Origin of the sequence: uncultured Cetobacterium sp. (assembly GCF_947038635.1) — a bacterium.
Lineage (GTDB): Bacteria > Fusobacteriota > Fusobacteriia > Fusobacteriales > Fusobacteriaceae > Cetobacterium_A.
Window position 1 is genome coordinate 1 of record NZ_CAMQXC010000065.1, and the last position, 12,124, is coordinate 12,124.

The following is a 12,124-nucleotide window of genomic DNA, read 5'->3' on the forward strand; positions in this document are numbered from 1 at the left end:
GCGGTGGCTAAAGGAGCTGCTATTAAAGCATCATATCCTATAAACATCAGTATTGCTAATACTAGAACAGGGCTTAATTTTAATAATTCTACCACTCTCTTCATAACTAACCTCCATATTTAATTTTAAACAAAAAAAAGAGCTAGCAACTCAATGCTAACCCATTGTACATTTTATTTTCTTCTTTTCCTTTTTAAATATATTTTTTAAAATAGTTTCTTCTTATAGTATGCATCAGCTTGATATATTGCTGCAACTGGATTGTGACACAACACTCTATCTTTTACTGCAAATACAGTAACTGGTGCTTCTGAATGTTTTATAAATAATGTATCATGTCCTACACAAAGACCAAACAGTATGTTTAAATCTGTTTTCTCTTCATTTAAGTGTAGTGCTTGTCCAATAGGATTACACATAATATCATTTTTTACATAAGTTTCTTTTTCCTCTTGAGGTATTCCTAAAAAACCTTTTAAAATAGCTCCATTTTTACAAATTACAGAAACCACTTTTAATCCATGGTGCTCTAATATTTTTACAAAAGTTTTAGCTTCTTCGTGAAGTCCTGTGCAGAAAGCTAAACCTATACGTTCGTATCCACATTTCTTTGCAAAAGCTATAGTTTCTTGAACACGAGTCCAATTTGTATTCCCTTCAGCTTCTACAAGTGCTGATTGAACAGCAATTGTTAAGTCATCTCCTACATGTAATTCTTTTGCTTTATTTTGCATCTCTTCATTTCTACTAGGACAAAATACCTTTGGCATTTTCTCTTGGTCCTTTGATAAACAACCTCTTGTCATACATTTTGCACAAATACTCATTTTCTCTCTCCTAACTCATTGTTTTTGTTTTTATTTTTAATACTTATAAAACTCCTAGATAACTCATTCCATTATAAATACTAATTAAAATTATTCCTACAACCATGCATAGATATATTTTATCTACACCTTTTAGTGAAAGTTTTTTTGAAATTATAGGACCAACTGTACCTCCGACTACTCCTCCTGCAACCATCATTACAAATGCTAACCAAACAAATTCAGGTATCCCCTTAAAAATTGTTTGAGCTACACTTACTCCCTGTGAAAACAGTATTATGTAAATAGAGTTTATTGCTGCTTCCTTTGAGTTTAAACCAAAACATAGATATAGAATCATTAAATTTATTGGCCCTCCACCAATACCTAAAAATGCAGATAAAGCTCCTAAAAGAAATCCAATTCCTAAAGACACCGTTGTGTTTTCTATATTAAGAGGTGTAATTTTTGATTTTTGGATAGTGAATATTAATACCCCAACTGTAACTGCTGCTAAAACAAAAGATTGAACTGCTCCAGCCATATTTGGATCTCCACTTGCAACTCTAACCCAATCAAATAATTGTTTTCCTAAAAGACCTCCTACAGCTGCCCCAATAGCTAAAGGTGTTCCTCTTTTTTTCTCAGGTCTTACTCCCGCTTTACTATTTTTATATAACGTCATTGTTGTCATTCCAAGTACGGTACATCCTGATAAAAAACTAATTGTTGATACCTGCATAGTTCCCAAAGCATCTAGAATTGGTTTAATAATAACTCCTCCACCAATACCACTTATAGCCCCCAAAATTGATGCCCCAAGACAAACTACAAAATACAATATTTCCATACTACTCCCCTCGTACTATTTATTTTTTGCTTTTTTCAATTTTATCTGATATTTGACTTTCACGTCAACATAATGTTTTTGTATTATTTATTTTGTTTATTTTTTAATCTTTAATAGCTTTTTTAATTCACTTTTTGTAAATTTTTAGCAGCATTTTCTCCTGAAATTTTTCCAAATACTGTTATATCAGTAATAGCGTTACTTCCTAAACGATTTTTTCCATGAATATCTCCAGTAACTTCTCCTGCAGCGAATAATCCTTCTATTGGATTTCCATTTTTATCTAAAACTCTACCCTTTGTATCAATTACTAATCCTCCCATAGTATGGTGGATAGCTGGAGTATTTTTTAGAATATAATATGGACCCTCTGTAAATGCTACAAGTCCACCTCTTTTATTAAACTCTAAATCTTTTCCATTTTTAGCATATTCATTATACTTTTCAACAGTTGATTTCAGCTCTTTGGCATCTATTCCAAAATGTTTTGCTGCATCGTCAATAGTATCTGCTTTTACTAAAATTCTTCTTCTTAGCAGTGCCTCATACTCCCCTTTATGGTGAACTGCTACCTCTGTTTTATCTAGCTGAGCTTGATCCCAAAATAAATATCCTACTCCTCCAGTTTGTTTAGTTATAGCAAATGATATTACATCTCTTCTGTCTAACTCCTCAACAAAACGTTTTCCTTCTTTGTTAACTAAAATTGCACTTCCTGCTAATCTTACATCTCCTGTATAAAGAAGCGCTCCATTCTCTGGATCACAAACTGGATAAGTTTGAATAAACTCCATATCTGTTGTTGCTGCTCCAACTTTCTCTCCCATTACAATTCCATCACCAGTTATTCCAGTTGTATTGGTAGATAGGATTTTTTCATCCATTCTTGGATCATGTTTTTTTCTCATCTCTATATTTGAACCAAATCCACCACTTGCTATGATTACTCCATTTTTTCCCATAAAATTATGTGTTTCTGTTGGTGTTAAAGCTTTTACTCCAACAACTCTATTTCCATCTGTTATTAGTTCAACTGCATTCATCTCTAAATAAACTGGAATTCCCAACTCTTTCGCTTTCGTCATTAATTTTCCAATAACTTCTACTCCACTTGCTCCATTTGGAACTAAACTTCTTTTAACTGAGTGACCACCAAAAAACATCTGTCTATCTTCAAATACTACATTTACATAATCTTTTAACCACACTGCTCCATCTAATGCATTATCAGCTAAAACTTTTACTAAATTAGGATTACTTTCATTGTCTCCACCCTTCATTGTGTCATTAAAAAATTGGTCTTTACTATCTTTCAATCCTTCTTTCTTTTGAACCCAGTTTTCAGGAGCTGCGTATTCTGCTCCTGAAATTAATGTATTTCCTCCAGGAAAAGCCATTTTCTCTATAACTGAAACATTCGCTCCATTAAGCTTTGCTTCTATTGCTGCAATTAATCCAGCTCCACCTGCTCCAATGACAACAACATCATCTTTATGCTCTACTATTTTATCACTAAATTTTTCTTTAGTTTCTTTAACTCTTCTTAAATCTGTTTTATATCCAGATGATTTTATAGCATTATTTATAGCTGCTATAACTCCTCTACTTGTTCCTGTTGCTCCAGCTACTACATCCACTCCTAGACCTTGTGTTTGTAAAACTTTTTTTGGAATAATATTTACAGGTGCTTCTGATATTATTGGTGTATCTGTATTTGAAATTACTTTTACATCCTCTATTTTATCTTTAGAGAGTTTTACCTCTACCTTTATCTCCCCTTTATATCCATTTGCACTTCCTAAGTATGTTCCCTCTTTAAAACTTTCTCCCATACTCAGATTCCCCATAACTACCATTAACGACAATAACAATAATCTTTTTTTCATTAAAAAACTCCTCCATATCTATACTAGTATATTTTATAATAATATATTTATTACTAAAAAACAACATTTTATCGTTTTTTTAAACTTATAATTTTTAAATATAAAAAAAAGGTAATATATACTAGATATATTACCTTGGAAAAATTATATTTATTTTGCTGCTACAATTTCAATCATAATATCTGAATTTTTTGGAAGTTTGGAAACTTCTATTAATGACCTTACAGAATGAATATTTGAAAAAACTCTATTATAAATTTTGTTTATTTTTACAAAATCATTTAAGTTTGTAACATAGGTTGTTATTTTTACGATATTTTCCAAACAATACTTACTCTTTTTTAATATAGCTTGAATATTATCTAATGTTTGTTGTGTCTGTTTTTCAATATCACTTGATTCCAATTCCATTGTTTTTGGATTTAAAGGAATTTGTCCTGACAAATAAAGAATTCCATTTAACTCTATTCCTTGAGAATAATTAATTGTAGCTGGTGCCTCTGTTGTATTTACTATATTTTTCATTAAATCGCTCCTATTTTATATTATTAACTATTTTGTTTTTTTGAAATATAAATACCTATTAAAACAATAAATATTCCTAAAATCTCTTGTTGTGAAATCTTTTCATTAAAAAGTAGAAAAGAATAAACTGCTGCAACTATTGGTTGACTTAAAACCAATATTGATGATAAGGTTATTCTTATTTTTCCAACACAGTAACTCATAAGTCCCTGACCTAAAAGTTGAGAAAAAATTGCTAGACCAACTAATGGAATTAGTTCTTTTAAAGTCACTGGATAACCAATTCCTTCTTTAAAAAACATCGCTATAAACAAAGTTATTAAGCTTCCGAAACCACAAATAAACATTATTACTTTAGCAGATACTCTATTTCTAATATTAGAAACAAAGAATAGGAATAATCCATAAAATATTGATGCTATAAAAGCATAGAAATCTCCTCTAAAATTTTGTGGATTTGTACTTATTTTTCCTTTCATTAAAATAATGATTCCAATAATTAAAACAACCAAGCCTATAAAAAAAGATTTATTTAATTTTTCTCTATAAAAAAAATATGATAATGGAATAATCGTAAGTGGAACCAAATTAACTAACAGATTTGCATTAGCCACAGTGGTATATTGAAACGACATATTCCAGAATACTAAATCTAAAGCTAGAAATACTCCTGAAAAAAACATCAGATAAAAATCTTTTTTAGAAACATTACTCAAATCCCCTTTCACAAAGGGATAAAGCAGAGGTAAACTAAATAAAACTCGATAAAACCCAGTTGTTATAGGTGGAAGAGAACTTAATTTTACAAAAATCCCTCCTGTTGCTAAAAAACAAATTGCTAAAAATATTAAATATATATACGTAGATTCTTTTTTTATGTTCATAGTTTGCTCCTTAATTTTTATGTAACTTAACTCCAAAAATTATCATTTATTTCTTTACTTATCTTTACTCCTGATATTGTATTAAAAGATTTTATCCCTGCATTTATAAACAGTTTCATATTAGATAAATTTTTTATCTCTCCAACAATTCCCATTTCTAAATCTTCTTTAGTTAAACTATCTATCTCTTTAATATCTTCAACTGTAATTTTTCTTTTTAATATTTCAAAATTATTTATCCCTAAATCTAAACATACATAAATCAGAATATTTCTCTCTTCATAAGTTAAATAATCTAAATCGACTACAACTTTTAATAATTTTTTCTCAGCTATATTTTTTATATTTTCAATTTCATTTCTTATATACTCTATCTGACCAGATTTTAACATTCCAAAATTTATAATTAAACTTATCTCATCAGCTCCATCTTCAATATATTTTTTTGTTTCAAATAATTTTACCTCAGATGATGAAGTTCCAAAAGGATATCCAACAACTGTTCCAACTCTGATAGTTGACTCCTTTAATTCTTTCGCAGCTAAACTGACATAAATACCATTAACATAAACTGAAGAAAACTTTAATTCTTTTGCTTCATTACATAATAGTTTTACATCTTCAGGTCCTAAAGTAGCCCCTAATAACATGTGGTTAATAAATTTATTTAGTTCCATTGCTTCCTCCTAATTTTTTTGATCTCTTGAATAAATTCATATTACAATTTAAATATGGCCATAGTATGTCACAATGAAAAAATATTGATTTATATAAACTTTAAATAGGTATACATCCTATACGTATGTACAAAACCTATATTTTTATAACTATAAAATCTTAAAATTATAAAATAATTTACAAATATTTAAAAAAATGATACTATGAACTTAATAAATAAAATAAATTTTTCTCATATATATTCGTAATATGGACGAACGTTTCTACGACCTGCCGTAAATAGGTCACTATGAGAAAAGGCAAATATATCATTTGAAATATATTTTTTTGTATTTTCATTTAATTTATTAAAGTCTTTTCTCTAAGTAGGGAAAAGACTTTTTTATTTTTTTACAAGGAGGATTTTATGAATTTACAAAAAAGAAGAGAACTAGTTGAAGTTGCTTTAGGAAAAAGAGAAGCTGATATAGTTCTAAAAAACGGAAATTTAATAAATGTTTTTTCAGGAGAAATATATAAAGCTAATATATATATTTATGATAAATACATTGCTAATATTGTAGAGTATGATTTAGATACTATTAGTTTAGGAAAAAATATAATTGATATTGATGGAAAATTTGTATCGCCTGGTTTTATTGATTCACATGTTCATGTTGAAAGTAGCCATTTAACACCTGTAAACTTTGCTAGAGCAGTTTTACCTAAAGGAACAACAACTATTATTGCTGATCCTCATGAAATTGCAAATGTATTAGGTATTGATGGTGTTAAGTATATGATTGAAAATTCAAAAGATGTACCAATGAATCAATATTATTTAATTCCATCATGTGTCCCATCTGTTATTGGTCTTGAAAATGCTGGAGCTGAATTTAATGATATTGAAATTGAAAAAATGTTAGATTTACCAAGGGTTTTAGGTCTTGGTGAAGTTATGGATTTCGTGGGAGTTATCAATCAAAGTGAAAGAATGACTAAAATAGTTGAAACAGCAATCAAAAAAGGGATGTTTGTTCAAGGTCATGCACCTGAATTAAGTGGAAATGAACTATCTGCATATATTTGTGGAGGTCCTATATCATGTCATGAAACTAGAGATGGGCGTCAAGCTCCAGATAAAATAAGAAAGGGGATGTATGTTGACGCCAGAGAAAGTTCTATCTCTAAAAATATAAGTTCAATAGTTGAAAATATTAAACATATGAAATCACCAAGAAATTTAACTCTTTGTACAGATGATAGAGAACCAAGAGATATTTTAGAAGTTGGACATATTAACGACTGTGTTAGAGTTGCTGTAAAAGCTGGCTTAGATCCCATCGAAGCTATTAGAGCTACAACTTTAAATACCGCTCAAGAGTATAAGTTAGATAAAATAGGAGCAATTGCACCTGGATACTTTGCCGATATAGCAATTTTAGATAATTTAGTAGATTTTAATGTTTTAAAAACTTTTTGGCAAGGAAAATTAATTGCAGAAAATGATGACTTAGTTGTTAAGATAAAATCTCCAAAATTAGAGATTGAACATTTAAATTCAGTTTATGTTAATGAGTTAAGCGAAAGTGATTTTAAAATAAAATCACCTATCAAAAATGGAGAGATTGAAATCGAAGTTTTATCATATCTCACTAAAGAAAGATCTATAACAGATCGAAAAACTATATTAGTTAAAGCAAAAGATGGTTTTATTGATATCTCTGAAAACTCAAATCTAAATTTTGTTGCTATTGTTAACAGACATAATTTTAATAACAACATAGCTTTAGCAGTTGTTGAAAATTTCTATTTAAAAGAGGGTGGAGTTGGAACAACATACTCTCATGATAGTCATAATTTGACAATTGTATTCAACAAACCGAACGAAGCTCTAACTATTACTAAAAAAATAAAAGAACTAGGTGGTGGAATTGTAACTTCTGAAAATGGAGAAATTACTGGAGTTTTACCTTTTCCAATAGCTGGAATGCTTTCAAATCAACCTGCTGAAATTTTAGCAAAAGAGATTAGCGAGATGAATAAAATTCTTAGAAAAATGGGAATTGAAAGTGCATCTCCAATAACGAGACCTAGCACATTAGCTCTAATAGTAATTCCAAATGCTAAAATGAGTGATCTGGGACTTGTCGATGTTAGAGAACAAAAAGTTATAAATCTATTTAAATAAAAGGAGATCCAATGCAACAAGTAAAAATTGAACAAAGAGATAAAAATTTATTTGAGAAACTTTTTAAATTATCAGAAAATAAAACAGACATAAAAACAGAAATAACTGCTGGAACTACAACTTTCATGACAATGGCTTATGCTTTAATTGTTCATCCACTTATTATGAGTGCATCTGGAATGCCTATCGGTGCAATGACAGTTGTAACAGCTTTAACTGCTGGAATATTTTCAATATTTATGGGAACTTATACCAATCTTCCTTTTGCTCTAGGACCTGCTATGGGAAGTAATGCATTCTTTGCTTATACTCTTGTTGCTTCAGGTTTAACAACATGGCAAGAGGGATTAGGTTTGGTATTTGTTTCTGGAGTAATTTTTTTAATAATGTCTTTCTTTGGTTTTAGAGAGATTGTAGTTAAACTTCTTCCTAAAAATTTAAAAATTGGAATTGGAGCTGTTGTAGGAATATTTTTAATTCAATTAGGGTTTGGTTCAGCAAAACTAATGGACCTTTCAAAAGGGAAGATTGCCATTGGAAACCTAAAATCTCCTGAAACAATTTTAGCTATAGTAGGTTTATTTATAATTGCTGCTTTAATTGTTAGAAAAGTTAAGGGAGCTATACTAATTGGAATTTTACTGGTTACTATATTAGGAATTCCTTTAGGAATAACTAAAGTTCCAACATCATTAATGTCTTTACCTCCATCTATAGCTGACGTTTCATTCAAACTAGATTTTTCTAAAGTTTTAAGTATAAAATTCTTACCTATAATGTTTGTTTTCTTTGTTGGAGACTTCTTCTCAACTTTGGGAACACTGTTAGGTGTTTCAGAGAAAGCTGGGTTATTAGATAAAGAGGGAAATCTGCCAAATATTCAAAAACCATTTTTAGTTGACGCTATTGCTACAATTGTTGGTGCCGTTCTAGGTACAACTGTTGTTACAACATATGTTGAATCTGCATCTGGTGTTGCTGAAGGAGGTAGAACAGGGCTAACTTCTGTTACTACTGGATTAATTTTTCTAACAGCTTTATTCTTTACTCCAATTGCCCTAATGATTCCTGCTATCGCTACAGCACCTGTACTTATTATAATTGGAATAATGATGCTTGAATCACTAAAAGGAATTGAATATGGGGATTTTTCTGAATCATTTCCTGTGTTTTTTATGATAGCTACAACAGCTTACACAAGCAGTATTTCAAACGGAGTTGGTGTTGGAATTATAGCTTATGTATTTTTAAGAGTCTTAATTGGAAAAGCAAAAGAAATCCATATTAGACTATACATTCTTAGTGCTATTATGATATATTACTTCATAAGATAGCTTTTCATAGGAATAGAACATAAATGTTCTATTCCTTTTTTTTATGACTTTTATAATTTTAAGACCATATTTAAAGTATTTTGTCTAAAAAATATATACAAATATCTACTTTTCCATTTTTTTGGACAAAAGTTAATTTTTTTGACTCTCTAATTTTAAATTTAAAACGTTCGTTTGAGTTTATCCTTATAAAAATAGAATCACTCATAAAATCATCCTAAAGTATTCAAAATAGCCCAAAATACCCTCCAAATATTTGTATTACATTCCTCTCTTCAATTTATTTTGACTTTCAAATATTTAAATGATATAATTTATTTAAAACGAATTATACAGAAAGAGGTATTTATATGGATAATATTTTATTTGCATTTCTTTTAACACTTGGCGCTGGATTATGCACTGGAATTGGAAGTTTTATTGCATTTTTCTCCAAAAGAACAAATATAAAATTTTTATCAGTAACACTTGGATTTTCTGCAGGTGTTATGATATATGTTTCATTTATAGAGATTTTTCCCAAAGCTCAAGAATCACTTATTAACGCTGCAGGAGAGAAAAATGGAACGATTTTTACTGTACTAGCATTCTTTGGAGGAATGCTTTTAATAGCTTTAATTGATAAATTAATTCCAAGCTACGAAAACCCTCACGAGGTAAAAAATATTGAGGATATCAGTGATAAAACACTAGAGAAAAATAGAAGTTTACATAGAATGGGTGTTTTTTCAGCACTAGCTATTGGTATCCATAACTTCCCAGAAGGATTAGCAACCTTTATGAGTGCAATTGATAACCCAACTCTAGGAGTATCTATAGCCATTGCAATAGCACTCCATAATATTCCAGAAGGAATAGCTGTATCAGTTCCTATTTATTTTTCAACTGGAAGTAAGAAAAAGGCTCTTATGTATTCCTTCTTATCAGGGGTATCAGAACCTCTTGGAGCAGTAATTGGATATTTAATATTACTACCTTTTATGAACGATTTAATTTTCGGTATAATTTTTGCTGGAGTTGCAGGTATCATGGTCTTCATATCTTTAGATGAACTACTTCCCGCAGCAGAAAAATATGGCGAGCACCATTTATCTATCTACGGATTAATCAGTGGAATGATTGTTATGGCAACTAGTTTATTAATATTTTAACAAATAAAAAAATAGGAGAAAGATATTAAAACTTTACTCCTATTTTTTATATGTAAAACATTTAATTTTTTATTTCTTCTTTACTATTCTCCAAAGAAGCTATCATCAATTCCATTATCTCCTCCATTGTTTTTCCTTTTATTTTTTCTTTCAATTTTTGTTCTCTGTCACTTTTTAACATAAACTCCTCCCTTTTACATAACTCTTTTTTATTATATTACTCCAATATTTAATATCTTTATTAAAAATTACATGAATCATCTATTTTTAGTTATGTAATCATAGAAAATTTACACAAAATATAAATAATTAACCTCATTATATCTTTAGATCTTCTATTGAGTTTATTATCTTTCCGAAAATTTATATAAAAATATAGTGGTAATCTCTGTTAAAAGGTTTAATGAGTTTTTAAATGTAAATGAAGGGTAGACTCAAAATTGAATAATAATCTAAAAATAATTTATAAATAATTTTTTAACTTACTAATTTTGGGAAATTAGGGTTATACATTCCCATAAACTCATAATCTTTTTCTAATTTCATCTCTATAAATTTAGAAACTTCATCTAATGTGACTTTTAAAGTTTTTATCTCTTTCTCTTTTAAAAAGTCAATTAAAGATGATGCAATTAAAAATGTATTTGAATCTACTTTGAAAATATATGTAGATTTTCTTTGTTTTAAAGTATCTTTTCTTCTAATTTCAAATATACTTTGTTTTTTCATATTTTCTAACCTATTTAACATTAAATTCATGATATCCACCTCTCTATTTTTTTAGGATAGATTGTTTTTATATCTATCCATAAAACATACAAAACACTATTAAAATAAAAATAAAACACACAAACAATAGTTCCTCTATTATTTTTAAATAATCTAAATTTTTCATAACTCCATCTCCAGTAGTACTTTCTTTATGCTCTATTTAACCAACTTATTAGTCTTTCATAATTTTCTTCAGCATCTTTTAATCCAAGTTTATATAAAGTATCTATTTTATTTAGATCTTTTTCTAATCTATCAACTACAACAACTTCACTTGGTCTAAAAACAAAAACGTCATCTTTTTTTTCTAACTCTTCAATCTCTCTCAAAGTTCGATTATATACTAAATGTCTTCTATTAAGAGCTTGAGCTACTTTTGGATATTTTTTATAATATAAGTTTATTAACAGTTGTAATTTCAAAGGATCTTTTTTATAAGTTTTATCCTCTGTTAAAATAATTACATTTTTACTATTTCCATCTAAAATTGATTGAACTATGGGAATAGGAGAAGCAATTCCACCATCTAGATATATTTTTTCATTAATAATTGCTTCTTTAGATAAAAATGGTAAACTTCCTGAAGCAATTAAAGCTTCTAGTAGATCATCTGTTTTTCTAAAATCTTTTTTGCTAAAAAACTCTGTTTTTCCCTTCAAGCAATTAAAAGCTCCTACTTTAAATTCTAAATCACAGCTAGTAAATGTTTCAAAATCAAAAGGAGAAATGTCATATGTAATTTTTTTATATGCAAAATCCGTATTGATATAACTACCGTTTTTTATTAGATGTTTATATCCCATATATCTCTCATCATTTAAATATTTTAGTATGATATCAATATTTCTTCTTTTTTGTCTAGAAGCATAGGATGCTGAATAAATAGCTCCTGCTGACACTCCAATCGTGTATTTAAAATATAATCTCTTAAATAAAAAATAATCTAAAATACCTGATGTATAAGCTCCTCTTAGTCCGCCACCTTCTAATACCAATCCTATATTCTCCATAATATATAACTCCTTTAATCATCTGAAAATTTTTTTAAAATTTTAATACTATATATATA

General features: G+C 28.6%; 11 protein-coding genes and 1 riboswitch. Of the genes, 3 read left to right on the forward strand and 8 right to left on the reverse strand.

Annotated features, from left to right (window positions below; all coding sequences use genetic code 11):
• Positions 1 to 206: 206 nt before the first annotated feature.
• The 6 genes from Q0V08_RS07320 to deoC all read right to left on the reverse strand — a co-directional run bounded on the left by Q0V08_RS07320 (position 207) and on the right by deoC (position 5,628).
• Positions 207 to 827, reverse strand: a complete 621-nt coding sequence (locus Q0V08_RS07320; protein WP_256689711.1) for a DUF1847 domain-containing protein — start codon at positions 825 to 827, stop codon at positions 207 to 209.
• 43 nt (positions 828 to 870) lie between these two features.
• Entirely contained in the window at positions 871 to 1,656 is a 786-nt protein-coding gene (locus tag Q0V08_RS07325) for a sulfite exporter TauE/SafE family protein (protein ID WP_297433488.1), read from the reverse strand.
• Between the two features lie 122 nt (positions 1,657 to 1,778).
• The gene (locus Q0V08_RS07330; RefSeq protein WP_297433490.1) at positions 1,779 to 3,542 is read right to left on the reverse strand and encodes a flavocytochrome c; all 1,764 of its coding nucleotides are present in this window, start codon (positions 3,540 to 3,542) and stop codon (positions 1,779 to 1,781) included.
• A 150-nt stretch (positions 3,543 to 3,692) separates the two neighbouring features.
• Positions 3,693 to 4,067 (reverse strand): Rid family detoxifying hydrolase, encoded by a 375-nt coding sequence (locus tag Q0V08_RS07335; RefSeq protein ID WP_297433491.1) that lies wholly within the window; start codon positions 4,065 to 4,067, stop codon positions 3,693 to 3,695.
• 23 nt (positions 4,068 to 4,090) lie between these two features.
• Positions 4,091 to 4,951, reverse strand: coding sequence for a DMT family transporter (locus Q0V08_RS07340; protein ID WP_297433493.1), 861 nt, complete (start codon positions 4,949 to 4,951; stop codon positions 4,091 to 4,093).
• 26 nt (positions 4,952 to 4,977) lie between these two features.
• Positions 4,978 to 5,628 (reverse strand): deoxyribose-phosphate aldolase, encoded by a 651-nt coding sequence (gene deoC, locus Q0V08_RS07345; protein ID WP_297433495.1) that lies wholly within the window; start codon positions 5,626 to 5,628, stop codon positions 4,978 to 4,980.
• A 213-nt stretch (positions 5,629 to 5,841) separates the two neighbouring features.
• Positions 5,842 to 5,939: riboswitch (purine riboswitch) on the forward strand.
• A 96-nt stretch (positions 5,940 to 6,035) separates the two neighbouring features.
• On the opposite strand from deoC, the gene ade reads away from it, so the two are divergent.
• The 3 genes from ade to zupT all read left to right on the forward strand — a co-directional run bounded on the left by ade (position 6,036) and on the right by zupT (position 10,284).
• On the forward strand, positions 6,036 to 7,799 hold the full coding sequence (gene ade / locus Q0V08_RS07350; protein ID WP_297433497.1) for an adenine deaminase: 1,764 nt from the start codon (positions 6,036 to 6,038) through the stop codon (positions 7,797 to 7,799).
• Positions 7,800 to 7,810: 11 nt separating this feature from the next.
• On the forward strand, positions 7,811 to 9,133 hold the full coding sequence (locus tag Q0V08_RS07355; protein ID WP_297433499.1) for an NCS2 family permease: 1,323 nt from the start codon (positions 7,811 to 7,813) through the stop codon (positions 9,131 to 9,133).
• 350 nt (positions 9,134 to 9,483) lie between these two features.
• Positions 9,484 to 10,284: a zinc transporter ZupT gene (gene zupT, locus Q0V08_RS07360; protein WP_297433501.1), complete on the forward strand. Its 801-nt coding sequence runs from the start codon at positions 9,484 to 9,486 to the stop codon at positions 10,282 to 10,284.
• A gap of 477 nt (positions 10,285 to 10,761) precedes the next feature.
• Here zupT and Q0V08_RS07365 read toward each other — a convergent pair whose 3' ends face one another.
• Positions 10,762 to 11,043, reverse strand: a complete 282-nt coding sequence (locus Q0V08_RS07365; RefSeq protein WP_297433502.1) for a hypothetical protein — start codon at positions 11,041 to 11,043, stop codon at positions 10,762 to 10,764.
• Positions 11,044 to 11,204: 161 nt separating this feature from the next.
• A complete protein-coding gene (locus Q0V08_RS07370) occupies positions 11,205 to 12,065 on the reverse strand; it encodes a patatin family protein (protein WP_297433504.1) in 861 nt (286 codons plus the stop codon).
• Positions 12,066 to 12,124 lie beyond the last annotated feature (59 nt).